The organism is Streptomyces minutiscleroticus, assembly GCF_014650875.1.
Lineage (GTDB): Bacteria > Actinomycetota > Actinomycetes > Streptomycetales > Streptomycetaceae > Streptomyces > Streptomyces minutiscleroticus.
In genome coordinates this window covers 526128-552792 of record NZ_BMVU01000001.1, presented here as the reverse complement: position 1 = coordinate 552792, position 26665 = coordinate 526128, and the positions used below count along the sequence as shown (strand labels likewise).

At 75.0% G+C, this 26665-nt stretch carries 23 protein-coding genes, 1 pseudogene and 1 riboswitch; of the genes and pseudogenes, 6 read left to right on the top strand and 18 right to left on the bottom strand.

Translation table 11 applies throughout. The features are described 5' to 3' along the window. Positions 1-13: 13 nt before the first annotated feature. The gene (locus tag IE271_RS02190) at positions 14-1993 is read left to right on the top strand and encodes an anthranilate synthase family protein (protein WP_190188366.1); all 1980 of its coding nucleotides are present in this window, start codon (positions 14-16) and stop codon (positions 1991-1993) included. On the opposite strand, the pseudogene IE271_RS41615 reads toward IE271_RS02190, so the two are convergent. The 5 genes and pseudogenes from IE271_RS41615 to IE271_RS02170 all read right to left on the bottom strand — a co-directional run. After that, positions 1954-2226, bottom strand: a pseudogene (locus tag IE271_RS41615) (2-hydroxyacid dehydrogenase); the annotation flags it as partial. The gene IE271_RS02190 and the pseudogene IE271_RS41615 sit on opposite strands and share 40 nt — an antisense overlap. A 216-nt stretch (positions 2227-2442) precedes the next feature. Beyond that, complete coding sequence (locus tag IE271_RS02185; RefSeq protein ID WP_190188365.1) at positions 2443-3471, bottom strand: 6-phosphofructokinase; 1029 nt, start codon at positions 3469-3471, stop codon at positions 2443-2445. A gap of 200 nt (positions 3472-3671) precedes the next feature. Beyond that, positions 3672-4373: a response regulator gene (locus IE271_RS02180; protein WP_190188364.1), complete on the bottom strand. Its 702-nt coding sequence runs from the start codon at positions 4371-4373 to the stop codon at positions 3672-3674. Then, positions 4370-5596 carry a MacS family sensor histidine kinase gene (macS, locus tag IE271_RS02175; protein WP_190188363.1) on the bottom strand — a complete coding sequence of 409 codons (1227 nt, stop codon included), beginning with the start codon at positions 5594-5596 and terminating at the stop codon, positions 4370-4372. Before macS ends, IE271_RS02180 begins: the two co-directional genes overlap by 4 nt. Positions 5597-5650: 54 nt before the next feature. After that, positions 5651-6526: a lysophospholipid acyltransferase family protein gene (locus IE271_RS02170; protein ID WP_229919079.1), complete on the bottom strand. Its 876-nt coding sequence runs from the start codon at positions 6524-6526 to the stop codon at positions 5651-5653. Between the two features lie 264 nt (positions 6527-6790). On the opposite strand from IE271_RS02170, the gene IE271_RS02165 reads away from it, so the two are divergent. Then, entirely contained in the window at positions 6791-7600 is an 810-nt protein-coding gene (locus IE271_RS02165) for an alpha/beta hydrolase (protein WP_190188361.1), read from the top strand. Further along, positions 7593-8354, top strand: a complete 762-nt coding sequence (locus IE271_RS02160; RefSeq protein WP_190188360.1) for a hypothetical protein — start codon at positions 7593-7595, stop codon at positions 8352-8354. The genes IE271_RS02165 and IE271_RS02160 overlap by 8 nt, the downstream gene beginning before the upstream one ends. An 85-nt stretch (positions 8355-8439) precedes the next feature. Here IE271_RS02160 and IE271_RS02155 read toward each other — a convergent pair whose 3' ends face one another. The 6 genes from IE271_RS02155 to IE271_RS02130 form a co-directional block, all read right to left on the bottom strand. Next, on the bottom strand, positions 8440-9204 hold the full coding sequence (locus IE271_RS02155) for an endonuclease/exonuclease/phosphatase family protein (RefSeq protein WP_190188359.1): 765 nt from the start codon (positions 9202-9204) through the stop codon (positions 8440-8442). Positions 9205-9500: 296 nt separating this feature from the next. Continuing rightward, on the bottom strand, positions 9501-10454 hold the full coding sequence (locus IE271_RS02150; RefSeq protein ID WP_190188358.1) for an ROK family glucokinase: 954 nt from the start codon (positions 10452-10454) through the stop codon (positions 9501-9503). 53 nt (positions 10455-10507) lie between these two features. Next, entirely contained in the window at positions 10508-10987 is a 480-nt protein-coding gene (locus IE271_RS02145) for a DUF5304 domain-containing protein (RefSeq protein WP_190188357.1), read from the bottom strand. Positions 10988-11162: 175 nt separating this feature from the next. After that, positions 11163-12341, bottom strand: a complete 1179-nt coding sequence (locus tag IE271_RS02140; protein ID WP_190188356.1) for an ArsA family ATPase — start codon at positions 12339-12341, stop codon at positions 11163-11165. A 545-nt stretch (positions 12342-12886) separates the two neighbouring features. Then, positions 12887-13330: an SRPBCC family protein gene (locus IE271_RS02135; protein WP_190188355.1), complete on the bottom strand. Its 444-nt coding sequence runs from the start codon at positions 13328-13330 to the stop codon at positions 12887-12889. A gap of 362 nt (positions 13331-13692) precedes the next feature. Beyond that, positions 13693-14493 carry a metallophosphoesterase family protein gene (locus IE271_RS02130; RefSeq protein WP_190188354.1) on the bottom strand — a complete coding sequence of 267 codons (801 nt, stop codon included), beginning with the start codon at positions 14491-14493 and terminating at the stop codon, positions 13693-13695. A gap of 297 nt (positions 14494-14790) precedes the next feature. On the opposite strand from IE271_RS02130, the gene IE271_RS02125 reads away from it, so the two are divergent. Further along, positions 14791-16587, top strand: coding sequence for an AMP-dependent synthetase/ligase (locus tag IE271_RS02125; RefSeq protein ID WP_190188353.1), 1797 nt, complete (start codon positions 14791-14793; stop codon positions 16585-16587). Positions 16588-16678: 91 nt separating this feature from the next. Here IE271_RS02125 and IE271_RS02120 read toward each other — a convergent pair whose 3' ends face one another. From IE271_RS02120 to IE271_RS02095, 6 genes are all read right to left on the bottom strand, one after another. Next, the gene (locus IE271_RS02120; RefSeq protein ID WP_190188352.1) at positions 16679-17821 is read right to left on the bottom strand and encodes a glycosyltransferase family 4 protein; all 1143 of its coding nucleotides are present in this window, start codon (positions 17819-17821) and stop codon (positions 16679-16681) included. Positions 17822-17888: 67 nt separating this feature from the next. Then, positions 17889-19088 carry a hypothetical protein gene (locus IE271_RS02115; protein WP_190188351.1) on the bottom strand — a complete coding sequence of 400 codons (1200 nt, stop codon included), beginning with the start codon at positions 19086-19088 and terminating at the stop codon, positions 17889-17891. A gap of 32 nt (positions 19089-19120) precedes the next feature. Then, positions 19121-20137, bottom strand: a complete 1017-nt coding sequence (locus IE271_RS02110; RefSeq protein ID WP_190188350.1) for a C40 family peptidase — start codon at positions 20135-20137, stop codon at positions 19121-19123. Between the two features lie 227 nt (positions 20138-20364). Beyond that, on the bottom strand, positions 20365-21426 hold the full coding sequence (locus tag IE271_RS02105) for a C40 family peptidase (RefSeq protein ID WP_190188349.1): 1062 nt from the start codon (positions 21424-21426) through the stop codon (positions 20365-20367). 535 nt (positions 21427-21961) lie between these two features. Further along, entirely contained in the window at positions 21962-23311 is a 1350-nt protein-coding gene (locus tag IE271_RS02100; protein WP_190188348.1) for an NYN domain-containing protein, read from the bottom strand. 39 nt (positions 23312-23350) lie between these two features. Next, entirely contained in the window at positions 23351-23590 is a 240-nt protein-coding gene (locus tag IE271_RS02095; protein WP_190188347.1) for a hypothetical protein, read from the bottom strand. A gap of 152 nt (positions 23591-23742) precedes the next feature. On the opposite strand from IE271_RS02095, the gene IE271_RS02090 reads away from it, so the two are divergent. Next, positions 23743-24504 carry a rhomboid family intramembrane serine protease gene (locus IE271_RS02090; RefSeq protein ID WP_190188346.1) on the top strand — a complete coding sequence of 254 codons (762 nt, stop codon included), beginning with the start codon at positions 23743-23745 and terminating at the stop codon, positions 24502-24504. Further along, positions 24501-24782, top strand: coding sequence for an Lrp/AsnC family transcriptional regulator (locus IE271_RS02085; protein ID WP_024882613.1), 282 nt, complete (start codon positions 24501-24503; stop codon positions 24780-24782). Before IE271_RS02090 ends, IE271_RS02085 begins: the two co-directional genes overlap by 4 nt. A gap of 110 nt (positions 24783-24892) precedes the next feature. Here IE271_RS02085 and IE271_RS02080 read toward each other — a convergent pair whose 3' ends face one another. Continuing rightward, positions 24893-26281 (bottom strand): aminotransferase class V-fold PLP-dependent enzyme, encoded by a 1389-nt coding sequence (locus IE271_RS02080; protein WP_229919078.1) that lies wholly within the window; start codon positions 26279-26281, stop codon positions 24893-24895. 186 nt (positions 26282-26467) lie between these two features. Then, a riboswitch (SAM riboswitch) is annotated at positions 26468-26584 on the bottom strand. Between the last annotated feature and the right edge of the window lie 81 nt (positions 26585-26665).

The following is a 26665-nucleotide window of genomic DNA, read 5'->3' as shown; positions in this document are numbered from 1 at the left end:
AGGAACAGGACCGATGAACCTGCTCGACCTGCAGCACGACGACCGCCCCTTCGCCCTGCTGCGCCGCCGCACGCCCGGCCGCGACCACGACACCGTGGAGGTGCTGGTCGGACCCGTCGCCGAGTACGAGCGGCTGGCCGACATCCCCGACGGCCTGGCCCTCGTCCCCTTCCGCCAGCTGCGCGAGCGCGGCTTCGACGTGCGCGACGACGGCACGCCCCTGACCGTGCTGACGCCCGAGGAGACGTACGAGCTGCCGCTGGCCGACGCCCTCGACCAGCTCCCGGCGCACGACGTGCGGGTGGAGGACGGCGGCTTCGACGTCCCCGACGAGGAGTACGCGCAGATCGTCGGGCGGGTGCTGCGCGACGAGATCGGCCGGGGCGAGGGCGCGAACTTCGTGATCCGCCGGACCTACGAGGGCGTGGTCCCCGGCTTCGGGCGGGCCGACGCGCTGGCGCTCTTCCGCCGGCTGCTCGTCGGCGAGCGCGGCGCGTACTGGACCTTCGTCGTGCACACCGGAGGGGGAGAAGGGCCCGGAGGGCCTTCCCCGGAAGGGCGGGGGCGGGGGACGGGTGGGCGCGTGCTGGTGGGCGCCAGCCCGGAGGTGCACGTGCGGATGTCCGGCGGCACGGTCGTGATGAACCCGATCAGCGGGACCTACCGCTACCCGGCCGGCGGCCCGGACGCCGAGGGCCTGCTGGACTTCCTCGCCGACGGCAAGGAGACCGAGGAGCTGTCGATGGTCGTCGACGAGGAGCTCAAGATGATGTGCACGGTCGGCGACCGGGGCGGGGTCGTCGTCGGGCCGCGCCTGAGGGAGATGGCCCACCTCGCGCACACCGAGTACGAGCTGCGCGGCCGCTCCTCGCTGGACGTGCGGGCGGTGCTGAGGGAGACCATGTTCGCCGCGACCGTCACGGGCTCGCCGGTGCAGAACGCCTGCCGCGTCATCGAGCGGTACGAGCCCGGCGGGCGCGGCTACTACGCGGGCGCCCTCGCGCTGGTCGGGCGCGACGACGGCGGCGCCCAGACGCTGGACTCCCCCATCCTGATCCGCACCGCCGACATCGCCGCCGACGGGCGGCTGCGGGTGCCGGTCGGGGCGACCCTGGTGCGCGGCTCGGACCCGCACGGCGAGGTGGCGGAGACGCACGCGAAGGCCGCCGGGGTGCTGGCCGCGCTGGGGGTGCGGCCGGGCCGCCCGCGCGAGGAGGCGCACCGGCCCGTCCTCGCGGACGACCCGCGGGTGCGGGCCGCCCTCGACGGGCGGCGCGCCGCGCTCGCGCCGTTCTGGCTGCGGATGCAGGAGCGCTCGGCCGCCCTGGAGGGGCACGCCCTGGTCGTGGACGGCGAGGACACCTTCACGGCGATGCTCGCGCACCTGCTGCGCTCGTCGGGCCTTCAGGTGACGGTGCGCCGCTTCGACGAGCCGGGGCTGCGCGAGGCCGCGCTCGCCCACGAGGGCCCGCTGGTCCTGGGCCCCGGCCCCGGCGACCCCGCGGACACCGCCGACCCGAAGATGGCGTTCCTGCGCGCCCTGACCGCCGACGTGATCCACTCCCGGGTGCGGTCCCGCACGCCCGGCGCGGCCCCCGCGCACCGGCACGGCGTGCTCGGCGTCTGCCTGGGCCACGAGCTGATCGCGGCCGAGCTGGGCCTGGACGTCGTCCGCAAGCGGGTCCCGTACCAGGGCGCGCAGTGCGCGGTCGACCTGTTCGGGCGGACCGAGACGGTCGGCTTCTACAACAGCTTCGTGGCGCGCTGCGACGACGAGGCCGCCGCGGAGCTGGCGGCGCACGGGGTGGAGGTCAGCCGGGACGCCCGCACGGGCGAGGTGCACGCGCTGCGCGGGCCGGGCTTCGCGGGCGTGCAGTTCCACCCGGAGTCGGTGCTGTCGCTGCGCGGGGCCGGCATCGTGCGCGAGCTGCTGGGTCGGCTGCGGACGAGCGCGGGCACCAGCACGTTCCCCGAGCGGCGGCCCGCGAGGTAGTCCACGACGGTGCCCGCGGTGGTCCCGGCGATCTGCCCGGCGGCGTCCACCGTGTAGTACGCCTGGTGGAACGTGACCAGCACGTTCGGGAAGGTGACGAGGCGGGCGAGGGTGTCGTCGTCGATGCCCCGCGGGGACCGGTCCTGGAGGAAGAGCCCGGCCTCCGCCTCGTACACGTCCAGGCCGACGCCCGTGAAGCGGCCCTCGCGCAGCTCGGCGACGAGGGCCCGGGTACGGCCGCGATGGGCGCGGTGTCCCCGTCCGGGGAGACGTCCAGGCACCGCACGTCGTGCCGGTGCGCGGCGAAGGTCTTCTCGGTCAGCGGCTTCTCGTCGGCCTGCACGCCGAACGCGAGGATCTCCACGGTTTCTCCCGTCTGCGGTGGTCACCGCCGAATGCAGGGCGGCGGCCACCGCGGCGCCGGGCGGGCCGCAAAGCGCCGGCCGGTATCAGCCGAAGAACACCCCGACCTCCTGGTACAGGCGCGGGTCCACCGTCTTCAGCCGGGCCGTGGCCTCCCCGATCGGCACCCGCACGATGTCGGTGCCGCGCAGCGCGACCATCTTCCCGAAGTCGCCGTCGCGCACGGCGTCGATCGCGTGCAGCCCGAAGCGGGTGGCGAGCCAGCGGTCGAAGGCGCTCGGGGTGCCGCCGCGCTGGACGTGGCCGAGAACGGTCGTGCGGGCCTCCTTGCCGGTGCGCTTCTCGATCTGCTTGGCCAGCCACTCGCCCACCCCGGACAGCCGCACGTGCCCGAAGGAGTCCAGCGACTCGTCCTTGAGCACCATCTCGCCGTCCCTGGGCGTCGCGCCCTCGGCGACGACCACGATGGGGGCGTAGCTGGCGCGGAAGCGGGAGGTCACCCAGGCGCAGACCTGGTCGAGGTCGAAGCGCTGCTCGGGGATGAGGATGACGTTCGCGCCGCCCGCGAGCCCGGAGTGCAGGGCGATCCAGCCCGCGTGCCGGCCCATGACCTCCACGACGAGCACCCGCATGTGCGACTCGGCCGTGGTGTGCAGGCGGTCGATCGCCTCGGTGGCGATGTTGACGGCCGTGTCGAAGCCGAAGGTGTAGTCGGTGGCGGACAGGTCGTTGTCGATGGTCTTGGGCACGCCGACGACGGGCACGCCGTACTCGTCGCTGAGGCGCGCGGCGACGCCCAGGGTGTCCTCCCCGCCGATCGCGATCAGGGAGTCGACCTCGCACTTGGCGAGGTTGTCCTTGATCCGGCGGATGCCGTTCTCCAGTTTGAGGGGGTTGGTGCGCGAGGAGCCGAGGATGGTGCCGCCGCGCGGCAGGATGCCGCGGACGGCCGGGATGTCGAGCCGTACGGCGTCGCCCTCCAGCGGCCCCCGCCAGCCGTCCCGGAAGCCGGTGAATTCGTAGCCGTACTCCTGTACGCCCTTGCGGACGACGCCCCGGATGACGGCGTTGAGCCCGGGGCAGTCGCCGCCTCCGGTCAGTACTCCGACCCGCATGGAAATGTCCCTTCGCCGGGGGTGCCTGGTGAAGGGACACGCTAATAGTGATCCACGTCACTCCGGGATGGTGCGGAGCGTCAATTACGGTACGGACGGGCGCAGTTGACTGCCGCACCATCACCCGAAGGCGGGTACGCGCCCCCGCCCTTGACGTCCGGGTCCCGGCGGCCGCGGGAGCCGCCCCCGGCCCGCGCGGATCACTCGTCGTCCAGTCCGCGCTCGATCGCGTACCGGACCAGCTCCACGCGGTTGTGCAGCTGGAGCTTGCCGAGGGTGTTCTGCACGTGGTTCTGCACGGTGCGGTGGGAGATGACCAGGCGCTCGGCGATCTGCTTGTAGCTCAGGCCCTTGGCGACCAGCCGCAGCACCTCGGTCTCGCGCTCGGTGAGCCGCGGGGCCCCCGGCTCGTCGGCGCCCGCGGCGGGCGCGGGCTCGGAGGCCAGGCGCCGGTACTCGCCGAGGACCAGGCCCGCGAGGCCCGGCGTGAAGACGGGGTCGCCCACCGCCGTACGGCCCACCGCGTCGATCAGCTCCTCCGTGGAGGCGGACTTCACCAGGTAGCCGGTGGCGCCCGACTTCACGGCCTCCAGGACGTCGGCGTGCTCGCCGCTGGCCGACAGGACGAGGACGCGCAGCCTCGGGTCGGCGCCGACGAGTTCCTTGCAGACCTGGACGCCGGGCTTGACGGGCAGGTTGAGGTCGAGCACCAGGACGTCCGGGGCGGCCGCCCCGGCCCGGCGGACCGCCTGCTCGCCGTCGCCCGCCGTGGCCACCACGTCGAAGCCCGCCTCGCCCAGGTCGCGGGCGACGGCGTCGCGCCACATCGGGTGGTCGTCGACCACCATCACCCTGATCGTGTCCCGCGGCCGCTCGTCCGTGGTCTCCGCCGTCCCTGTCATCGCTGCTCCGCCTTCCCCCGTGGGACCTTCAGTTCGACTTCCGTGCCCTGGCCCGGGACCGAGACCAGCTCGGCCGTGCCCCCGATGTCGCGCAGCCGGCCGCGGATGGACAGGGCCACCCCCAGGCGCCCCTCGCCCTCGGCCTGGGCGAGCCGCCCCTCGGGGATGCCCGGCCCGTCGTCGCGCACGGTCACGATCACCTCGTCCGGCTCGTCCTCGACCAATATCCAGGCGCGCGCACCGTCCCCCGCGTGCCGGTGGACATTGTCCAGGGCGGCGCCGACGGCCGCGGCCAGTTCCCGCGCGGCGACGGGCGCGAGCAGGACGGGTGCGCCGGGCTCGGACAGGGTCACGCGGGCCGTGGCGTACGCGGCGAGCAGCGGGCGCAGGTCGGCCTCGCCCGCCCCGCCGGACGCGCCGTCCGCCCCGCCGGGCGCGCCGTCCGCACGCGCCGCGGGCGGCCGGGAGGCGTCCTCGGGCGCCGGGGACGCGGGTGCCAGGCCGCCGGTGACGAGCGTGCGCAGCGCCACCTCCTGCTCGCCGGCCATCCGGCCCAGTTCGGCCGCCTCGCCGCCGATCGCGGTGCCGCGCCGCTGCACCATGGCCAGCACCTGCAGCACGCTGTCGTGGATGTCCCGGGCCAGCCGCTCCCGCTCGCGGGTCGCGGCCTCGATCTCCAGGGCGCGGGCGAGGGTGCGCTCGGAGGCGCGGGCGACCTCGACGACGTAGCCGATGGCGATGGCGGCGACCCAGACCAGCAGGACGTTGTGGACGGTGTCCTGGCTGGCGGCGCCGCGCTGCACGAGGTTGGCGACGCCGACGAGCGCGGAGGCGAAGGCCGCCCAGCGCCAGCCGCCCTTGATCGCGAACGCCAGGACGGAGCCCGCGGTCCATATCGACGGCAGGGTCGGGCCGCCCGCGACGATCCGGTCGTGGGCGTCCGCGACCGGCGTGAGCAGGATGCCGGTGAGGGCGACGGACAGGTCCACGGCGAGGAACCACCGGGTGCAGCTCGCCGCGTTCGCGACCTTCGGCAGCGTCGCGAGCGTCCAGGGCACCAGCACCGCGTAGTAGGCGACGGCCACTTCGGGCCGCGGGAACGCGTCGTGCTGGGCGACGAAGAGCCCGACGGCGTAGACCATCGTCAGGACCCGGTACGCGGTGAGCGCACGCCACAGCGGCTGCTCGACCGACATCCTCATGACTTTTCCGCGCTCGGCCATGTCCCCCACCCCCGCCGCGACGGACGCCCCGGAACCGGGCCGTCCTCCTGCGGCCTACCGCTTCGCGTCCCCGGCCGCGTCCCCGCGGCCCGGTCCGCCTTCCCCGTGCGCCCGCTCGTCCGTGCCGCCGTCCGGCGCGCCGCCCGGCTCGTCGTCCGGCTTCTCCCCGGGCCCGTCCTGCCGCCGGACCTGCTCGGCCCGCTCCTCGGCCTGCTTCCGCTCCGGCCCGGCCTGCTTGTGGGCCTGCTTCTCGGCCTTGGCCGCCTCCGCGATCTGCCGCTTGGCGGCGGTCGCGTACATGTCGACGTACTCCTGGCCGGAGAGCTTCATGATCTCGTACATGACCTCGTCGGTCACCGCGCGCAGCACGAAACGGTCGTGCTCCATACCGTGGTACCGGCTGAAGTCCAGCGGCCTGCCGATCCGGATGCCGGGCCGCATCAGCTTCGGGACGACCTTGCCCGGCGGCTGGATCTTCTCCGTGTCGATCATCGCCACGGGGATGACGGGCGCGCCGGTGGCGAGCGCCACGCGGGCGAGGCCGCCGGGCTTGCCGCGGTACAGGCGCCCGTCGGGCGAGCGCGTGCCCTCGGGATAGATACCGAACAGCTCGCCGCGCTCCAGGACCTCGATACCGCTCCTGATCGCGGCCTCGCCGGCGCCGCGCGCGCCGGAGCGGTCCACCGGCAGCTGGCCGACGCCCTTGAAGAAGGCGGCGGTCAGGCGCCCCTTGACGCCGGGCGTCGTGAAGTACTCGGCCTTGGCGATGAACGTGACCTTGCGGTCCAGGACCGCGGGCAGGAAGAAGGAGTCCGAGAACGACAGGTGGTTGCTCGCCAGGACGGCGGGGCCCTCGGCGGGCACGTTCTCGAGGCCTTCCACCCAGGGCCGGAAGGCGAGCTTCAGCGGTCCTCCGATGGAAAACTTCATTGCGCCGTAGATCAAACCGAGTGCCTCCTGTGTCTGTGGATCAGACCTTAACCCGGAGCGTCACCGAACGGGGCCGTCGACCCTGGTCGGTGTCAGTGCGGTCGCGTACCGTGAAGCGTGAAGCACGGCCCGGTCCCGCGGGGCCGTACCGTCCGGTCCCGTCCGCGCCCGGGCGCCGGTGCCCGTCACCGTCCTCCGGTCCCGTCCGCGTCCCCCGTGTTCCGCCGCGTCCCGTTCCTCCCTCTCACGAACAGGAGACCGAAGGTGCCGGTCCTCCCCGGAGCCGAGCCGTACCGCCACGAGGGCGGGGAGGTCGGCGTCCTCCTCTGTCACGGTTTCACCGGTTCCCCGCAGTCGCTGCGCCCCTGGGCGGAGTACCTCGCCGCGCGCGACCTGACCGTCTCGCTCCCGCTGCTGCCCGGACACGGCACCCGCTGGGAGGACATGCAGGTCACCGGCTGGCAGGACTGGTACGCGGAGGTGGACCGCGAGCTGCGCTCCCTGCGCGAGCGGTGCTCCCGGGTCTTCGTGTGCGGTCTGTCCATGGGTGGCGCGCTGGCGTTGCGACTCGCCGCCCGGCACGGGGACGCGGTCGCGGGCGTGGTCGTCGTCAACCCGGCGAACAGGGTGCACGGCCTGTCGGCGTACGCCCTGCCGCTGCTGCGCCACGTGGTGCGCACGACCAGGGGCCTGACCGACGACATCGCGAAGGAGGGCGCCACCGAGCTCGGTTACGACCGGGTGCCCCTGCACGCGGCCCACTCGCTGCGGTCCTTCCTGCGGCTGGTCGACGCCGAGCTGCCGCAGGTGACGCAGCCGCTCCTGCTGCTGCGCAGCCCCCAGGACCACGTGGTGCCGCCCGTCGACGCGGCCCGCGTCCTCGGCCGGGTGTCGTCCACGGACGTGACGGAGGTGCTGCTGGAACACAGCTACCACGTCGCGACGTTGGACCACGACGCGGACCGGATCTTCGAGGAGAGCCACTCGTTCATCGGCCGGCTCGCACCCGGCGCCGGCGAGGGGGCCGTCGCGGAGCAGGTGGGGCAGCAGGAAGGGACGGGCTCCGGTGGCTGAGTACGACGCGGACCGCGAAGGACGCGAGGAGCGCGAGGACCGGGAGAAGCACGAGGACCGGGAGGACCGGGAGAAGCACGCCGGGGGCGAGGAGGACGGCGCGCAAAAGGAGCGGGACGGCGGCCGGGACGACGCGCGGGAGGCGCCGTTCGACGAGGACGCCGCGTGGGCCGCGATCGTCGCGGGCTACGGCGAGGAGCCGGCGGACCCGCCCGGCACCAGGCCCTTCAGACCCGTCGAGAACCTGTTCCTGCCGGAGCCGGAGACCGGCGCCGGGCCGGGCGGGTCCGACCGGCCCGGCAGTCCGGGCGGCTCCGGCGACCCGGGGGGCGGCGCCCGGAAGGACGGGGACGGGGAGGACCGCGGGAGCGGTCCGGGTCCCCGGGACGGCGGCGAGGACGAGCCGCCGGTGGCCGTGAGACCCCTGGGCTCCTCGGTGGCCTTCGCACCGGGCGTGCGCAGCGGCCCGCGCGACTACGAGGCGCCGGACGCCGACGCGGACGACGAGGACCACTTCGTGCCGCCGGAGCCGCCTCCGCTGCCCGAGGCGGACGCGACGGTCAAGTTCGCCTGGCTCGCGGTCGTCGGCGGCCCGGTCCTGCTGCTGCTCGCCGTGCTGCTCGGCTGGGACATGACCTGGTGGCTGACCACGCTCGGCATCGGCGGCTTCCTGGGCGGCTTCGCGACGCTGGTGATGCGGATGAACCCCGGCGACGAGGACGACGACGACCCCGGCCGCGGCGCGGTGGTCTGACCCGGGCGCGCCGCCCGCCGGCACGGCCCGCCTTCCGTACGGTCCTGGCTTCCGTCGCGGTCCCGCCCGTCCTCACCGGGCGGGGTCAGGCGGCCGGGACCCGGAGGTCGGCGAGGACGGGCAGGTGGTCCGTGGCCGCCCGCAGGTCCGCCTCCGTGACCCCCGGGTGGCCGAGCGGGACGCCGCAGCCGAGGACCTCCACGCCCGCCGTGGCGAAGACGGAGTCGATGCGCTGGTACGGGCCGGTGGCCGCGTAGGTGTGCTCGCCGCCCCGGGGCGCGACCGCCCAGCCGTCCTGGAGGTGGGAGGCCAGGCGCCGGAAGGTGCGCCCCTCGGGCCGTTCGTTGAGGTCGCCGCCGGCGACGGCGTGCGGGACGCCGAGCCCGGCGAGCCGGTCCAGGAGCATGCCGCCCTGCTCGTACCGCTCGTCCCGCTGGAGCGAGAGGTGGCAGCTCAGCACGCCGAGGCGGGCGCCGCCGAAGCGGACGACCGCGGTGGCGAGGCCGCGCCGGTGCAGGCCCGGGGTGAGCGGCAGCAGGACGTCCTCGGTGCGTTCGACGGTGGCCCGCAGCGAGCAGAGCAGCGCGGGGCCCGCGGCGGTGCCGCCGCCCGACAGGGTCACCAGCCCCGACGCGGCCGCGAGCCGGGCCAGCTTCTTGCGCCAGCGGAAGAACCGCGGCGCCTCCTGCAGCAGGACCAGGTCGGGCGCGCACGCGGCGATCACCCGGGCGAGCGCGGCGGTGTCGTCCTGCATCGAGCGGATGTTGTAGCTCAGCACCCGGACGACGGCCGAACCGTCCGGCTCCGTGCGGGAGTTGGGCAGGGTGAACGGCGTGGAACTGGTCGGCATGCCGATCAAGATACGCCTCGGGCGGTCCGCCGCCGGGGAGCGGCGGGGCACGGAAGCGGCACGGCGCCCTCCCGCGGACGGTGCCGGTACCGGCACGGGCGTGCCCGGGCGGACCCCCGGACCAGAGGTGCCGGACGGGTCCCCGGCGTGCGCGTGCCGGTCAGGTCCCCGGGTCAGACGTGCCGGTCAGGTCCCCGGGACGGGCCTGCCGGGCGGGGTCCCTGAACGGCGAGCGCCCGCCCTCCCCGGAGGGAGCGGCGGGCGTCGTCGTGCGGGCGTCGCCGGGGACGCCCGTGTCACATGATCGGGTCGGGCTCCCGGGCCAGGTCGGCCGCGCCCACGAGGCCCGCGTCGTTGCCGAGCTGGGCGGCGATCACGTCGGCCACCGGCCGCCAGTTGCCGCCGACGAGCCAGCGCTTGTACGACTTGCGGATCGGGTCGAGGACCAGCTCGCCCTCGTCCGAGAGGCCGCCGCCGACGATGAACGCGGACGGGTCGAACAGCGAGGCCAGGTCGGCCAGGCCGGCGCCCGCCCAGCGGGCCAGCTCGCGGTAGGAGTCGACCGCCACCGGGTCGCCCTGCCGAGCGGCCACCGAGATGTGCTTGCCCTCGATGCCGTCGGGGGTGCCGTCGCCCAGCGCGAGCAGGGTCTCGGCGCGCTCGGGCGTGGCGTTCGCCCGCTGCTTGGCGTAGCGGACGAGGGCGCGGCCCGAGGCGTACTGCTCCCAGCAGCCCTGCGAGCCGCAGCCGCACAGCAGGCCGTCCGGCACCATCCGGATGTGGCCGAACTCGGCGGCGACGCCGAAGTGGCCGCGGCGCAGCTTGTTGCCGATGATGATGCCGCCGCCCAGGCCGGTGCCGAGCGTGATGCAGATGACGTTGCGGTGGCCCTTGCCCGCGCCGAACTTGTACTCGCCCCAGGCCGCCGCGTTCGCGTCGTTCTCCACGACGACGGGCAGGCCGACGCGCCCCTCCACCTCGGCCTTGAGCGGCTCCTGGCGCCAGTCGATGTTGGGCGCGAAGTAGACGGTGGAGCGCTGCCGGTTGACGTAGCCGGCGGCGCCGATGCCCACGCCGACGATCTCGTGCCCCGCCCTGGCGCCCTCCACGGCGGAGGCGATGGCGTCCACGATGGCTTCCGGCGTCGTGGGAGTCGGCACCTTGAAGGTCGAGAGGATGTTGCCTTCCTCGTCGACCACGCCGGCCGCGATCTTCGTGCCGCCGATGTCGACGCCGATGGTGAGTCCCATGAATCCCTCAGTTTCGGTCGAGCCCCGCTACGGCCAACCGTACCCGAGGGGCCTCAGTCCAGGTCGATGTGTTCCCCGGGTCCGGGCTCCTCGCCGCGGCCCCGGGTGCGGTCGGGACCACGGGTCCAGCGCCGTTCCTGCGCCTCCACGGCGGAGCGGTAGGCGGCGAGCAGCTCGGAGCCGGCCGCCGCCAGGTGGTCGAAGACCTCGGGATTGCGTTCGACGACGGGCTCGACGGCGGCTTTGGCCTGCCGCACCACCTGGTTCACCAGCTGCTGGGCGCCCCCCTGGGCGACCGCTCCGAACAGCGGGGACTGCAGGCCGGCGAGCTTGTCCGCGACCGCGTCGACGAGCTTGCGCAGCTCCTCGGCGGCCGAGCCGGGGGGCGGCCCGTACTCCGCCCGGCGGCGGGCCTTCTCCGCCTCCAGGTCCTCCGCGCACGCCTTCGCCCAGGCGTCGGCGTCGGCCTCGGTGGCACGCACCTCGTCGGCCGCCCCGTGCGCGGGCCCGGACGGGGGGTGCTCTTCGCTCATGGCGGACTCCAAGCGTCGGCGCTGTCCCTTCCGACGTTACCCGAACGGGCGTAAACCGTTCACCGCCCGCGCACTCCCCGATCGGGACCGGCCACGCCGCCGGGCGGCGCGGGCGACGGCGGACGGCCGCGGGACCGGCGGGTGCCGGCCGGGCGGCCGTCCCCGCGCGGCGCGCTCACCGCTCCCGCGGCCACAGCTCCGGGTCGGGCGCGAAGCGGACGGTCAGCTCGCCCTCGCGCAGGGCCGCGCCGTCGACGGTGCAGCGGCGCAGCACGGACGGCAGCGGCACGACGCGGCGGAAGCGGCCCGCGGCGACGACGAGTTCGTCCCCGCGGCGGACGAGCTCGACCTCCCCGCGCACCGCGCCGGGCAGGGGTATGTGCCAGACCAGGACGCCGTCGTCGGCGAGCCGGTCGCGCACGGGCCAGCGGACGGGCCCGGGGGCGTCGCCGGCGCCGGGCACGGCGAGCGCGGCGAGGTCGTCGGCGCCGCGCGGGTCGCGCCCGAGGTGCGCCACCACGTCCACCACGTCCACCTCGCTCGCCGCGCGCCACTCGTCCACGGCCTTGCGCTGCTGGGCGGCGAGCCCGGCGAGCCGGGCGTCGGCCGGATCGTCGGGCAGGACGCGGTTGGCGATCACGCCCTCGACGCGCAGTCCGCGCAGCGCGCACCCGGTCACGGCGTCGCGCACCGCGTCGAGGCCCGCCGGTCCGGGCTCCGCGACGAGCCGCACGGTCGTCCCCGGGTCGTTCACGACGGCCTCGGCGGCGGCCAGCTCCAGGTCCCAGCGGGCGGCCGTCTCGTACAGCCGCTCGGCCGGCATGGGAACGCCCGCGAGCCGGCCGAGGACGGGGCGCAGGGCGCGGGCCGCCTGCCGTTCGGGCGGCAGCAGCCGGCGCAGGTAGCGGCGCAGTTCCTCGGGGAGCGCGAGGAGGGCGAGGGCCTGCGCGGCCGGCGGGAGGTCGAGCACGAGCAGGTCGTACGCGTCCGCCGTCGCCGCCTCGCGCAGGGCGCGCAGCAGGGACAGCTCCCCGGCGCCCGGGAGCGGGGTCAGCTCCTCGTCCTCCAGGCGGGCGGAGCCGAGCAGGTCGAGGGCGGTGGCCGCGCGGTCCTGCAGGGAGAGGAGGGCCGCGCGGAAGTCCGCGTCGGGGTCCGGGCGCAGGGCGGTCAGGCCGGGGGCGGCCGTGACGGGCTCCGGGCCCGTGCGCACGCCGAGGGCCGCGCCCAGCGTGTCGGTGCGGTCGGCGCCCAGTACGAGCGTGCGGGCGCCCTCGCGGGCGGCGGCGAGCGCGGTGGCCGCGGCGACCGTGGTGCGGCCGCTGCCGCCGGGCCCGGTGATCAGGATGGTGCGCATGGGGCTGAACGCTACCCGCGCCGCCCGCCCGCTCCGGATCACGGCCGCTGCACCGGTCCGGGCTGCGGGGCGGCTTCCCCCGGCCCCCGCCCGGCTCCGGCCCGGCCCACGGGCGACGGACGGGTCACGGGCACGCCGGGCGGCCCGGAGCGGCCCACGAACGACAGGCGACGGACACGACAGGCGGCCCGGCCCACGGGCGACGGGCACGCCGGGCGGCCCCGACCGGCCCACGAACGACAGGCGGCCCGGACCGGCCCACGCGCGACGTAACGGCGGGCGGCCCGGACCGGCCCACGCGCGACGTAACGGCGGGCGGCCCGGTCCGGTTCACGGAGCACGGCGGTCCGGGCCGGCCCGCGTACGGACCGGGCCGGCGGCCGGGCACGGGTGCCGCGGTGGCCGGGCACGGGTCCCGAGGGGGCCGGTCCCTCAAGCGGCCGGGCGCGCGTCCGACCGCCCCCGGGGCACGGGCCCGGCGGGCCCCGGAAGCCGGCGGCCGGCGCCGGGGAGCGTCGGCCGCCCGCCCCGCCGTCGGGCCGGTGCTACTTCTCGCCCGACTCCACGCGCTTCTTCAGGCCCGCCAGGGCGCGGTCGATGATGACCTTCTCCGCCTTGCGCTTGATCATCCCGAGCATGGGGATCTTGACGTCGACGGTCAGCCGGTAGGTGACCTCCGTGACGCCGTCGCCCGCGGGGCGCAGCAGGTAGGAGCCGTCGAGCGAGCGCAGCATCTGGGACTTCACCAGGGTCCACGACACCTCGTGGTCGCCGGTCCAGGTGTACGCGAGGGTCTGGTCGTCCTTGATGGCGCCCGCGTCCATGACGAGGCGCACCTGCTCGGCGCGGCCCCGGTCGTCGGTGGCGAGCACCTCCGCCTCCTTCACCTCTCCCGTCCAGTCCGGGTAGCGGGCGAAGTCGGCGATCACTCCCATGACGTCGGCCGGCGCCGCCTCGATCGTGATGCTCGAGCTGGTGTGTTCCGCCATCGCCGTGGCTCCTCCAGGTGCGGTCCGGTGAAGAGGGGCGCTGTCCGCGTGACCCGCACGTTCGCGGTGCACGGACCCGCGCGTGTGTATGCAGCGTGAAGGCTACCGCGCGGCGCCCCGCCGACGGCCCCCGCCCCGGAGCCCGGTGCCCCGCCGCGCGCCCCCGGTGGCCGGAAGCCGCCGGGGCGCCCGGGGTGCACGGGCCCCGGCACCGCCGCCGCCCCCGCCCGCCGGTCCACCGGTCCGGCCGGCCGGTCCACCGCCCCCGCCCACCGGTCCACCGGTCCGACCTGCCGGTCCGCCGGTTCAGCGCGCCGGTGTCCCGGTCCGCCCGCCGGCCCGCCGGCCGGGCCGCCCGGGCGTCACCACTCCAGCACCCACGGCTTCCCCGTCCTGGCGAAGTGCCCCACGTTGACGCACTCGGTCGCCCCGATCCGCATGCGCCGCGCCAGCGGCTGGTGCACGTGCCCGAAGAGGGAGTAGCGCGGACGGGTCCGCCGGATGGCGTCCAGCAGGGCGCGGCTGCCCCGCTCGAAGCGGCGCGCCACCGTGTCGTACACGAGCTCCGGCACCTCGGGCGGGATGTGCGTGCACAGCACGTCCACCTCGCCGACGGCCTCGATCTTGGCCGCGTACTCCTCGTCGCCGATCTCGAAGGGCGTCCTCATCGGGGTGCGCAGGCCGCCGCCGACGAAGCCGAAGACCCGGCCGCCGATCTCGACCCGCTCGCCGTCCAGCACGGTCGTACCGGGTCCGGCGTACTCCGGCCACAGGGCCGGCATGTCGACGTTGCCGTACGTGGCGTACGTCGGCGTGGGGAACGCGGCGAACAGCTCGGCGTACTGCTTGCGCACCGCCCTCTCCGTAGCCGCCTCGCGGTCGAGGCCCGCCCACAGCCGCCGTCCGAACGCGCGCGCCTCCTCGAAGCGGCGCGCGGTGCGCAGCTCGACGATGCGGTCCGCGTTCTCCTCGCCGAAGAGGTCGGGGAAGATGCCGCGCGAGTGGTCGGCGTAGTCGAGGAAGAGGATGAGGTCGCCCAGGCAGATCAGGGCGTCGGCGCCCTCCCCCGCCACGGCCAGGTCGCGCGCGTTGCCGTGCACGTCGCTCACCACGTGGACGCGGGTGCCGGGCCGTTCGCCCCGCCCGTTCTGTGTAGCTGCCATGGCGATCAAGCGTAGAGCCGTGGAGCAGGCGTGTGCAGACGCAGCCGGACCTGCGGTTACTTCTCAGTCGGGAATCCCGTGGACTACTGTGCGCGAAAGGAATGCCGAGCTGTGTGACGCAGGGAACATCTCCGCCCGACCCCCTGTCGTGACAGCAGTACCGGCGGGTAACGTCCGGGCAGTCCAGTCGCACTCAGGTGTCAGCCACGCCGTCCCCCGAGTGCCTGCCCGAGCCTTGGACCGCACCGTCGCATCACACAGAGTCGTGGCGCCGGCGCCCTATGAGGAGCAGCAGTCTTGCGCGAGTTCAGCCTTCCGGCCTTGTACGAGGTCCCAGCGGACGGCAATCTGACCGACATCGTCCGCAGAAACGCCGCGCAGCACCCCGATGTCGCCGTGATCGCCCGCAAGACCGGCGGCACCTGGACGGACGTCACCGCCACCGCGTTCCTCGCCGAGGTCAGGGCCGCCGCCAAGGGGCTGATCGCCGCCGGCGTGCGGCCCGGCGACCGGGTCGGCCTGATGTCGCGCACCCGCTACGAGTGGACGCTGCTGGACTTCGCGATCTGGAGCGCGGGCGGCGTCACCGTGCCGGTGTACGAGACCAGCTCGCCCGAGCAGGTCCAGTGGATCCTCGGCGACTCCGGCGCCGTGGCCTGCGTCGTGGAGACGGCGGCGCACGCGGCGTCCGTGGAGTCCGTGCGCGACCGGCTGCCCGCCCTGGAGCACCTCTGGCGGATCGACGGCGGCGGCGTGGCGGAGCTGGAGCGGCTCGGCGCGGACGTCGAGGACGCGACCGTCGAGGAGCGCAGCTCGGTCGCGAAGGCCGACGACCCGGCGACCATCGTCTACACCTCCGGCACCACGGGGCGCCCCAAGGGCTGCGTGCTCACCCACCGCAGCTTCTTCGCCGAGTGCGGCAACATCGTGGAGCGGCTGCGCCCCCTGTTCCGCACGGGCGAGTGCTCGGTGCTGCTGTTCCTGCCGCTGGCCCACGTCTTCGGGCGGCTGGTGCAGATCGCGCCGATGATGGCGCCGATCAAGCTGGGCCTGGTCCCGGACATCAAGAACCTCACCGACGAGCTGGCCGCGTTCCGGCCGACGCTGATCCTCGGCGTGCCGCGGGTCTTCGAGAAGGTCTACAACGGCGCGCGGGCCAAGGCGCAGGCCGACGGCAAGGGCCGGATCTTCGACAGGGCGGCGGACACGGCGATCGCGTACAGCCGCGCGCTGGACACCCCCTCGGGCCCGTCCCTCGGCCTCAGGCTCAAGCACAAGCTCTTCGACAAGCTGGTCTACGGCAAGCTGCGCGCGGTGCTCGGCGGCCGGGGCGAGTACGCGATCTCCGGCGGCGCCCCGCTGGGCGAGCGGCTCGGCCACTTCTTCCGCGGCATCGGCTTCTCCGTCCTGGAGGGCTACGGCCTGACGGAGTCCTGCGCGGCCACGGCGTTCAACCCGTGGGACCGGCAGAAGATCGGCACGGTCGGCCAGCCGCTGCCGGGCTCGGTGGTGCGCATCGCCGACGACGGCGAGGTGCTGCTGCACGGCGAGCACCTGTTCAAGGAGTACTGGAACAACGACGGCGCGACCGCCGAGGCGCTCGCGGACGGCTGGTTCCACACCGGCGACCTCGGCACCCTCGACGAGGACGGCTACCTGCGGATCACCGGCCGCAAGAAGGAGATCATCGTCACCGCGGGCGGCAAGAACGTCGCCCCGGCCGTGATCGAGGACCGCATCCGGGCGCACGCGCTGGTCGCGGAGTGCATGGTGGTCGGCGACGGGCGGCCGTTCGTGGGCGCGCTGGTCACGCTCGACGAGGAGTTCCTGGCCCGCTGGTGCGCCGAGCACGGCAAGCCGGCCGGCTCCACGGCGGCGACGCTGCGCGAGGACGCGGACCTGCTGGCCGCGGTCCAGTCCGCGGTCGACGACGGCAACGCCGCGGTGTCGAAGGCGGAGTCGGTGCGCAAGTTCCGCGTCCTGTCCGCCCAGTTCACCGAGGAGTCGGGGCACCTCACCCCGTCCCTGAAGCTCAAGCGCAACGTCGTCGCCAAGGACTACGCGGACGAGATCGAGGCGCTCTACCGGGGCTGAGCCCCACGAACGAACCGCTCGTACGCAGGGGGCGCGGGACCTCGGACGAGGTCCCGCGCCCCCTGCGTAGGCCCGTGCGGGCCGCCGGTCGCTACAGCAGCTCCTGCAACCGCTCCGCCAGCAGGTCCCAGCGCCACTTCTCCTCGACCCACGCCCGGCCGCGCTCCCCCATGCGGCGGCGCAGCTCCGCGTCGCCGAGCAGCGCGGTGATCCGGTCCGCGGCCTCCTCCGGGGAGCCGCCGCGCACGACCCAGCCGGTCTCGCCGTCCAGGACGGCGTCCGGGGCGCCGCCGGAGTCGCCCGCGACGACCGGCAGCCCGGTCGCCGAGGCCTCCAGGTACACGATGCCGAGCCCCTCCACGTCGAGCCCGCCCCGGCGGGTGCGGCACGGCATGGCGAAGACGTCGCCTGCGCCGTAGTGGGCCGGCAGCTCGGACCAGGGCACCGACCCGGTGAAGCGCACGGAGCCGGCGACCCCGGTCTCCTCCGCCAGCCGGCGCAGGTCCCTCTCGTACGGGCCACCGCCGACGATCAGCAGGACGGCGTCCGACTCCCCGGCCAGGATCCGCGGCATGGCCCGGATCAGCGTGTCCTGGCCCTTGCGCGGCACGAGGCGGGAGACGCAGACGACGACCGGGCGGTCGGTGAGCCCCAGCCGGGCACGGACCTCGTCGCCGCCGGAGCCGGGGTGGAAGGTCTTCTCGTCGACGCCGGGCGGCAGGTGGGCCATCCGGTCGGCCGCCGCCGGGCTCAGCGCCCCCGCGATCCGGGAGCGCGTGTACTCGCCCAGGTACGTGACCGTGTCCGTGGCCTCGCCGATGCGGCGCAGCAGGCCGCGCGCGGCGGGCAGCTGGGCCCAGCCCGCCTCGTGGCCGTGGGTGGTGGCCACCAGCCGCTCGGCCCCCGCCGCGCGCAGCGCGGGCGCCATCAGCCCGAGCGGCGCCGCCGCGCCGAACCACACCGACGTGCAGCCGTGCTCGCGCAGCAGCCCGGTGGCGCGGCGCGTGGCGCCCGGCGTGGGCAGCAGCATCGTGGTGCGGTCGCGTACGACCGTGAAGGGCTGCTCGGCGTCGAACGCGGCCGTGGCCCCGACGCCCTCCCGGCTCCGCTTCCAGGTGGACGCGTAGACGACGACCCGCTCGGGGTCCAGGCGCAGCGCCATGTTGTGCAGGAACGCCTGGATGCCACCGGGCCGCGGCGGGAAGTCGTTCGTCACGATCAGGGTCTTGTGCATCGGGGCCGACCCTATCCAACGCGCGCCGCCGCCCGTCCCCGGGCCGGTTCCGCGTCCCCGGCCCCGCTCACCCCAGCCGGTCCGCGACGTACGCCTTCCAGTCCGCCGTGAACTTTTGCGGGGTCGTGCCCAGGACGTCCCGCAGGGCCGTCTCCAGCGCGCCCGCGCGCCGTCCGTGGGCGGCCACCGCCCGGTAGAACTCGTTCAGGCGGGCCTCGCCCCAGCGGCCGGCGACCATGCGGCAGGCCAGCCAGCCGCCCTCGTACGCCCGCGCCAGCCGCGCGGCGTCCCCGGAGAAGGCGAAGTCCGCGTCCTGCGGCAGCTCGGCGGGCCGGTCCCCCGCCGCCACGGCGCGCCGCAGCTCGGGCGCCGCCTGGGCGGCCGTCCGGCCGGTGCCGCGGTAGCCGGCCCAGTCCGCGTACCCCTCGGAGAGCCACAGCGGGGTGGCCGCCGAGGTGTGCGCGCGGGTCGCCACGTGCGTGGTCTCGTGGGTGAGCACGACCTGCCTGCCGAGGTCGCCGAGGGCGCCGTACGCGTCCGGGTTCACCACGATCCGGTCCGCCGGGACCTTCTCCCCGCCGCCCGTCTCGCCCGTGGTGACCGCCGCTATCCCCCGGTACGCGGACGCGGACGCCCCGAGCAGCGCCGCCATCCCGTCCACCGAGCCGGGCACCAGGACCACCACCCGCCCCGGCCAGTCCCCGTCCCACGCCGCCCGCACCGCGGGCACCGCGCGGTCGGCGAGGTCCGCGTACCGGCGCAACGTTTCCTCGGACTGCCCCGCCCCCAGGACGAGGCTGTGCCCGCCCCGCACCGCGCGGACGGCGCCCTGGTCCCACAGCTGCTGCGCCGACCGCCCGGCGGGCCGGTCCGAGGCCACGTACCAGCGCCCGTCGGTGCGGGTCAGCCGCAGGGTGCGCCCGGCGGTGACGGGCGCCCGGTCGTACCCGTCGAGGCGGTAGCGCAGCTCGGCCCGCACGGTGGCCGCGTCGCCGTCGCGGCGGACGGCGGTCACGCGGTAGGACCAGGCGGCGAGCGGAACGGCGCGCAGCCGGCCGAGGTCCGTCCCGGCGGACGCGCCACCGGCCGGAGCCGAGGTCTCCGCGTACGCGACCGCGTCCCCGTCGAGCACCGCACCGGCCCGCCGGTCGAGCAGCCGCTGCACCGCCGCGGCCGTGGTGTCCGGCGAGGCCGGCGCCCCGCAGCCCACCAGGCCGGCGAGCAGCAGCCCCACGACCCATCCCGACGCAACGCTTCGACCGGCCATCCGCCCGATCGTACGGGGTCCGCGCCGCCGGCTCAGGGGCGCGTCACGGACGAGACGGGCATCATGCCCACCGGGTCGTAGCGGACCGCGGCGCCCGGGTGGGGCGCGTGGATGACCTGCCCGCCGCCGACGTACATCCCGACGTGGCTGGCGTCCGAGCGATAGGTGACCAGGTCGCCGGGGCGGGCCTCGGCGAGCGGCACCTGCCGCCCGGCGTGCCGCTGCTCCTGCGAGGTGCGCGGCAGGGCGACGCCCGCCTGCGCGTACGACCACTGCATGAGGCCCGAGCAGTCGAAGCCGGAGGGACCGGTGGCGCCCCACACGTACGGGCGGCCGAGGGCGGAGCGGGCCGCGGCGAGGGCGGCGGCGGCGCGGCCGGAGGGCGCGGCCGAGCCGCCGAACTCCGGCAGCGCGCCGCGCGCCGAGCGGGAGGCCCGGCCGAACGCCTCGCGCTCGTCGGCGGACAGCGTGTTGAGCAGCCGCCGGGCCACCGCGAGCTTCCGCTCGACGAGGCGCTTGTTGCGGGCCACGTCCCGGCGGCTCTCCTCCAGCTCGGCGAGCTTGCGGCCGGCCTCCTCGCGCTGCTGTCCCAGGACGCGCAGGGCCGAGTTGAGGCGCCGGAGCTCGCCCGCCTGGCGGACGCCGATCCGGTCCAGGGCGGCGGCCTTGTCGAGGTAGCCGTCCGGGTCCGTGGAGAAGAGCAGGGCGAGCGAGGGGTCGATGCCACCGGAGCGGTACTGGGCCCCGGCGAGCGAACCGAGCGCGTCCCGCAGGGCGTTGACCCGGTCCTGCTGCCGTGCGAGGCGGTCCTGGGCCAGGCCCACCTGCTCGCTCAGGCCGTCCGCCCGGTCGTCGGCCTTGTTGTACGCCTCGGTGGCGCGCTCGGCCTCCTCGTACAGGCGGTCCACCCGGGCGCGGACGTCGTCCTCGGGCGCGGCGCCGGCGGCCGGGAGCGAGCCGAAGGCGGCGGCGACGGAGAGCACGCAGAGGGCGGCGCTGCGGGCGCCCCGGTCGAGGCCGGATGGTGCGGGACGGCGATGGGACCCCACGGGAAGCCGGTCTCCCTTCCGCTGACGGTCCCCCGGAGTTGGGGGAAACGCGGCAGAGAGTAGCCGCGCGATCACGCGGCGGACAAAGACGCGACCGGGCGGACACGGCGACGCCCCGCCGGAGACGCAGGTCACCGGCGGGGCGAGGGGTCAGCATGCGGCGCCGAATTCGCCCGATCGGGCGGTAGGAGGCGTGGCCCGCGGAGGCCGTGGAGGGGCCGGCCGGATCAGACCCGGACGCCGAACATGAACGGGCCGCCGATGGTGTTCATCGACTCGTACCGCACGACGGTGCCGGTGCGCGGCGCGTGCAGGACCTGGCCGTTGCCGGCGTAGAGGCCGACGTGGTGCAGGTCGTTGAAGAAGAAGACCAGGTCGCCGATCTGGAGGTCGCTCTGGGAGTAGATGCGCGTGCCGTAGTTGGCCTGGGCCTCGGAGGTGCGCGGGATGCCGACGCCGGCCTGGGCGTAGGCCCAGGAGGTGAGGCCGGAGCAGTCGAAGGAGCTGGGGCCGGTGGCACCGTAGACGTACGGCGAGCCGATCCTGCTCTGCGCGGCGGCGTACGCGGCCGAGGCGCGGCCGGAGGCCGCCTGGCCACCGCTCCCGGCGCTCCCGGTGCTCGCGTCGAGGGCGTTGCGCTCGCTGGCGCGGGAGGCTCTCTGCTCCTCCTCCTGGAGCGCGGCCCTCTCCGCGGCCGTCAGGGAGTTGAGCAGCTTCTGCGCCTCGGCGAGCTTGCCCTGGACTTCCTTCTTCTTCTTGCCGAGCTCGGTGCGGGTGTCGGCGAGGTCCGCGAGCTTCTCGGAGGCCTCCTTGCGCTGCTGGGCGAGCGAGCGCTGCTTCTCCTGGACCTTCTTCAGCGCCTCGACCTGCTGACCGCTCAGCTGGTCCATGGTGGACGCCTTGTCGAGGTAGTCGTCCGGGTCGGCGGAGAGGAAGAGCTGGACGGAGGGATCGATGCCGCCCGAGCGGTACTGGGCGCTGGCCATCGAGCCGAGGCCGTCCCGCAGCTCGTTGAGCTCCTCCTGGCCGCGGGCCACGTTGTCCTGCAGATCGTCGATCTGCTTCTCGAGCTTCTCCTGCTTCTCCTTGGCCCCGTTGTACTTCTCGGTGGCCTTCTCCGCCTCTTCGTAGAGCTTGTCGACCTTGGACTTGACCTCGTCCTTGCTCGGCTTCTCGCTCGGGGCGGCGTTCGCGGCCTGGGAGGTGAGGGCCACGGCGGCGGCCGCGGTCGCGGTGAGCACGGTCACGCGGGCACGGCTCGGCTGCTTGGGTCGACGGTGGGACGCCACGGAGGCGAGCTCCTTCTTCCTCCAGCCGCCTACCGAACACACCGGTGGGCGGTGCCCCTCCGCCGTCACTCCCGATGAGCGATCACCCGAGCGGAGGTTCGACGCCAGACCCTAGTGACCTTCTTGTGATCAGTTCAAATCCTCAACAGAAAAATCTCGGTTACCGAACGCATTCCGTTCCCCTGGCTCACGTGCGGTGATGCCGTCCTGACGCTACGTTGCGCGAAGGTTTCTCCAACTCGGGCAAGCAGCCCAGAAGTTACGACAGAGACGTACGGCGCCGACCGGGTCGTACGAGACAGGAGGGACAGCGGCGCGCCACAGGGGCGCGGGACGTACGGAACGGTCGATTCCGGCCACGGGGCGCGGGAATCGGCCACGCGTACGAGGCTGTTCGACGCGGCCCCCGTCCGACCCGGCTCCGAGGCCGTCCGGCCCCGCGCCCGCTCCCGACCGCGGCCGCCCGGCCCCCGCTCGCGGCCGCCCGGCACCCGGGCGGGACCGGGCGGCGCGGGACCCGCCGGCGCCCCGCGGCTCAGCCGCGCATGAACCGCTTCAGCAGGACCGCCGAGGCCACCGGGCGGGCGCCCGCCTTGGCGACGCCGTCGGCGACCTCGCGGTCGGTGGAGGCGACGATCACCGGCCGCCCGGGCGGCTCGGCCCGCACCAGCTGGCGGATCAGCTCGTCCGCGGTGACGCCCGGCTTGGAGAACAGCACCCGCACCCCGCGCGGCGGCGCGAGCAGTACGGGGGCCGCCAGTTCGGCCCCGTCGAAGACGCAGGTGACCTCGGCCCCGGTCTGCGCGGCGAGCTGCGAGAGCTGGCCGAGCAGTCTGAGGCGCTGCTTCTCCAGCGGCATCTGCGGATAGCCGGTCTTGGTGACGTTGTAGCCGTCGACGACCAGGTGCGCCTGGGGCAGCGCGAGCAACTGGTCCAGGATCGCGGGGTCGTGCTCGGACAGCGCGCGGGCCGCGATGTCCTTGGGGGTCATCCGGCCCGGCTCGACCGCGTCCACGGTCTCGGCGGGGCGCACGGAGACGGGCGGCAGCGCCAGTTCGCGGCGCAGGCCCTGCGCCGCGTCGAGCACCGTGTCCAGCAGCAGCCGCACCCGCATGTCCTCGACGCTGCGCCCCTCACGGGCCGCCCGCCGGGTGGCCTCCAGGGCCGCCTCGGCCTCGCCGAGCCGCGCCTTGAGCCGCCGGGCCTCGCTCTCCGCGGCGGACACCTGCGTCTGCCCCTCGGTGCGCGCCGCCTCGACCTCCGCCTGCGCCTTGCGCAGGGCCGCCTCGCCCCGCTTGACGTCGCTCAGGGCGCCGCGCAGCTTGCGGTGAAGCGATTCCGCTTCCCTCCTGGCGGACTCCAGTTCCGCCCGCAGGCGCTCGGTCTCCGCCCGGGTCTGGGCGCGGGCCTCGGCCAGCTGGGCGCGCAGCCGCTCCAGTTCGGCGCGGCTCTCCTCGTCCGCGCGCTCGGCGTCCGCCCGCTGGGCCTCCTCGCCCGCGGCGGTCACGAGCTTCACCCAGCCCGTGGGACGCAGCACGTAGGCCGCGGCCGCCACGTCCAGCGGGTCCGCGGCCGGGGGCGGCGAACCGGCGTCGAGGGCGCCGGCCAGCTCCGGCTGCGCGTCTCTGAGCTTCTCCCCGATCCGCTGCCGGAACAGCGGGTCGGTCTCCAGGGCGGTCGCCATGGCGTTGCCCGCGAACTTGGCCCGGCGGTTCGGGGCGAACCGGGCGTACTGCCGCAGCTGCGCGGGCAGTTCCGCGACGGTCAGGCCGCCGAAGCCGTCCGAGACGATCTGGACGACCCGCCGCCGCACGCCGTCGGGCAGCGGACGGTCGAGCACCTCGGCGGCGCCGTCGCCCGGCCCCTCACCCGTGGTCTCCGCCATCCGTCACACCCATCCTCCGTGCGGGACCGGCCCCTGACCTCAGGAGCCGGTGCCCGGCCTGTCCACTAGTTCCACCTGGTCCACCGCGTTGCACCAGCGGCACCGGACCGACTCGATGGTCTCACTGACCACCTCGCGCTCCTCGACGCTCGGCTCACCGGCCAGGTCGAGGTGAACGTACTCGACGACCTTCGAGGAGCGGGTCACGTCGAACCGGGTGAGGTTGCCGCAGAGCGTGCAGCGCCACCGGGTCTTGTCCGTGGGCAGCGGAACGGTCATCGTGCCTGCTCTTCCTTCCAGTCTCCGTGATGCGCCAGTTTCCCTGGTGCGTGTGGCTCGTAACCCTACGGCCTGGCCCGTACCCGCCGCTCGTGCGTCCACGGCGGCGAGGCGTTTCACGCCAGTCCGTCCTGTTACGTCATGCTCTGTCAATGATCGGCAAGTGGGACAAGTGGGGCGCGACCGTCACCAGGGCGGTCGGAAAGCAGTCGGCGCCGGTGACGCACGGGGCGATCGTCCTGTGCTGCCTCGTCTTCGTACTGGGCCCGGCGGCCGGACTCAACCCGGTGTACGGCACCGGCGACGAGCTGCTCGCGGCGCAGCAGGACTACTTCGCCCGCTGGGGCGTGATCCCGGCCGATCTGACGGGCGGTGCGCCGCGCGCCCTCGCGACGCCGGCCACCGCGCTCTTCGTGCACGGCAGCTGGCTGCATCTCCTGGGGAACATGCTCTTCCTCTACGTGTTCGGCGCGATGGCCGAGGAGCGCATGGGCCGGACCGGGTTCGCCCTGCTCTACCTGGCCTGCGGCTGTCTCGCGCTGCTCGGCTACGCGGTGGCCAACGCCGGCTCGGAGCAGACGCTGGTCGGCGCGTCGGGCGCGATCTCCGCGGTCCTCGGCGCGTTCCTGTACCTGTTCCCCACCGCGCGCGTGACCAGTCTCTTCCCGTTCCTGTTCTTCCTGCCGCTGCGCTTCCCGGCGTGGGTCGTGCTGCCCTTCTGGGTGGCCCTGCAGTGGCTGGCGGCGGGCCGCGCCGAGGCGGGTCCCACAGTGGCCTACCTGGCCCATCTCATCGGCTTCACGCTGGGACTTCTCTACGCGTGGGTGCGCTACGGGCGCACGGCCGGACGGCCGGGGCGTAGGGCTAGAGTGAAGTCCCCAGCGACGGCCCCCGAGGGAGACAGCCAGCCGTGATCACCGCGATCGTGCTCATCAAGACCAGCGTGGACCGGATCCCCGAGATCGCGGAGCAGATCGCCGCGCTGGACTCCGTCAGCGAGGTGTTCTCCGTCACCGGGACCTACGACCTGATCGCGATGGTCCGGGTCCGGGAGCACGAGGACCTGGCCGAGGTCATCCCCGGCCGCATCAGCAAGATCCAGGGCGTGGAGGGCACGGACACGCACGTCGCCTTCCGCACCTATTCGCAGCACGACCTGGAGGCGGCCTTCGCGATCGGCCTGGACTCCTGAAGGGTCGCCCGGACTCCTGAGAAGGGTCCCGCGGCCCGCGCCGGGACGGCACGGACCGCGCGGGGCGCCCGGTGAGCGGCCGGGGGCCGCCGGGGGAAGGGGCAGGCAGGTCAGACGACCGGCACGCAGCGGCCGTCCTGCGTGCGGTAGTCCCACTGCGCGCCCTGGGCGACCAGTTCGGCCGTCGCGCGCACGAACCGCTCCACGTGCTCGTCCGGCGTGCCCGCGCCGAAGCTCACCCGCACGGCGTTGAGGGACTTCTCGCCGGGCGCGGCCTCGGGGGCGCCGCACTCCCCCTGCGCCTGCGGGTCGCCGCCCAGCAGGATGCGCACCAGCGGGTGGGCGCAGAACAGGCCGTCGCGGACGCCGATGCCGTACTCGGCGGAGAGCGCGGCGGCGAAGTGCGAGCTGTTCCAGCCCTCGACGACGAAGCTGATGACGCCGACGCGCGGGGCGTCGTCGCCGAAGAGCGACAGGATCCGTACCCCGGGGACCGCGGCCAGGCCCGTGCGCACCTTCCCGATCAGGTGGCGCTCGCGGGCGACGAGGTTCTCGAAGCCCTCCTCGGTGAGCGCCTTGCAGGCGGAGGCGACGGCGTGGGCGCCGATGACGTTCGGGGAGCCGGCCTCGTGGCGGGCGGCGCCGTCGTGCCACTCGACGTCCACGCCGCCGTCCGCGCGCCGGGAGACCGTGCGGGAGGCGCCGCCGCCCGCGAGATACGGCTCGGCCTCGCGCAGCCAGTCGGCGCGGCCGGCCAGGACCCCGGAGCCGAAGGGCGCGTACAGCTTGTGCCCGGAGAAGGCGACCCAGTCGACGTCCAGGTCCGTCACGGACACCGGGTGGTGCGGGGCGAGCTGCGCGGCGTCGAGCACGATGCGGGCGCCGTGCGCGTGCGCGGCGGCGGCCAGTTCGCGCACCGGCCACAGCTCGCCGGTGACGTTGGAGGCGCCGGTGACGCACACCAGGGCGGGTCCGTGGGGCTCGCGGCCGGCGAGGGCGCGCTCCAGGGCGTCCACGGCCTCGTCCGGGGTGCGGGGGGCGTCCAGGTACGTCACCCGGGCGCCGCGCCAGGGCAGCAGCGAGGCGTGGTGCTCGGTCTCGAAGACGAGGACCTCGCAGCCGGCGGGCAGCGCGGCGGCCAGCAGGTTCAGGGAGTCGGTGGTGGACCGGGTGAAGACGACCTGGTCGCCGTCGCGGCAGCCGAGGAACTCCGCGACCGTCCGGCGGGCGTTCTCGAACAGGTCGGTGGACAGCTGCGAGAGGTACCCGGCGCCGCGGTGCACGCTGCCGTAGTACGGGGCGTACGCGGCGACGTCGTCCCAGACCCGCTGCAGGGCCGGGGCGCTGGCGGCGTAGTCGAGCGCGGCGTAGGCGACCTCGCCGCCGGTGACGAGCGGGACGGTGACGTCGCGGCCGAGGACGGGCAGCGGGGCGCGCACGCAGCGGTCGGCGCCGGAAGCGGTGGCGGGGGCGGCGGTGGCAGCGGTGGGTGCGGACATGGCGAACTCCCGTGAGAAGGCAGGTGTGTCCGTACGCCGGACGGTCCGCGCGGGGGGACGTCGACGGCGCAGGGGTGCACACGAGGTGACGGAACGGAGGATGCGGAGGCGGGGCTCGACGCCCTAGCGCATTCGCTTGCTCACGGAAGGCTCCCTCGAACGACCAGGACCCCTGGTGACGCGAGGGGTCCGCGCTTGCCGCGGACCTTGCTGTCCACGGCCTGGTCCTCACCCGGGGCACCCCGCCACGGACGGAGGGTTGCCGGACAGCCGGCCGGGGCCTCATGGCTGTCGCTCATGACCTGCCGCCGAACGTACGACAAGTGATCGTCGCCCGCAACCCCTGTCCGGATCCCGGGACGGCGTCCGGGCAGGGGCCCGCGG

Coding starts and splice junctions, on each gene's coding strand:
- IE271_RS02145 (WP_190188357.1), bottom strand. CDS start 10,987: ATGAGCGAAGAGCACCCCCCGTCCGGGCCCGCGCACGGGGCGGCCGAC.
- IE271_RS02100 (WP_190188348.1), bottom strand. CDS start 23,311: ATGGCGGAGACCACGGGTGAGGGGCCGGGCGACGGCGCCGCCGAGGTG.
- IE271_RS02185 (WP_190188365.1), bottom strand. CDS start 3,471: ATGCGGGTCGGAGTACTGACCGGAGGCGGCGACTGCCCCGGGCTCAAC.
- IE271_RS02120 (WP_190188352.1), bottom strand. CDS start 17,821: ATGCACAAGACCCTGATCGTGACGAACGACTTCCCGCCGCGGCCCGGT.
- macS (WP_190188363.1), bottom strand. CDS start 5,596: ATGGCCGAGCGCGGAAAAGTCATGAGGATGTCGGTCGAGCAGCCGCTG.
- IE271_RS02090 (WP_190188346.1), top strand. CDS start 23,743: ATGATCGGCAAGTGGGACAAGTGGGGCGCGACCGTCACCAGGGCGGTC.
- IE271_RS02155 (WP_190188359.1), bottom strand. CDS start 9,204: ATGCCGACCAGTTCCACGCCGTTCACCCTGCCCAACTCCCGCACGGAG.
- IE271_RS02135 (WP_190188355.1), bottom strand. CDS start 13,330: ATGGCGGAACACACCAGCTCGAGCATCACGATCGAGGCGGCGCCGGCC.
- IE271_RS02095 (WP_190188347.1), bottom strand. CDS start 23,590: ATGACCGTTCCGCTGCCCACGGACAAGACCCGGTGGCGCTGCACGCTC.
- IE271_RS02140 (WP_190188356.1), bottom strand. CDS start 12,341: ATGCGCACCATCCTGATCACCGGGCCCGGCGGCAGCGGCCGCACCACG.
- IE271_RS02080 (WP_229919078.1), bottom strand. CDS start 26,281: ATGTCCGCACCCACCGCTGCCACCGCCGCCCCCGCCACCGCTTCCGGC.
- IE271_RS02190 (WP_190188366.1), top strand. CDS start 14: ATGAACCTGCTCGACCTGCAGCACGACGACCGCCCCTTCGCCCTGCTG.
- IE271_RS02150 (WP_190188358.1), bottom strand. CDS start 10,454: ATGGGACTCACCATCGGCGTCGACATCGGCGGCACGAAGATCGCGGCC.
- IE271_RS02115 (WP_190188351.1), bottom strand. CDS start 19,088: ATGGCCGGTCGAAGCGTTGCGTCGGGATGGGTCGTGGGGCTGCTGCTC.
- IE271_RS02170 (WP_229919079.1), bottom strand. CDS start 6,526: ATGAAGTTTTCCATCGGAGGACCGCTGAAGCTCGCCTTCCGGCCCTGG.
- IE271_RS02180 (WP_190188364.1), bottom strand. CDS start 4,373: ATGACAGGGACGGCGGAGACCACGGACGAGCGGCCGCGGGACACGATC.
- IE271_RS02130 (WP_190188354.1), bottom strand. CDS start 14,493: ATGGCAGCTACACAGAACGGGCGGGGCGAACGGCCCGGCACCCGCGTC.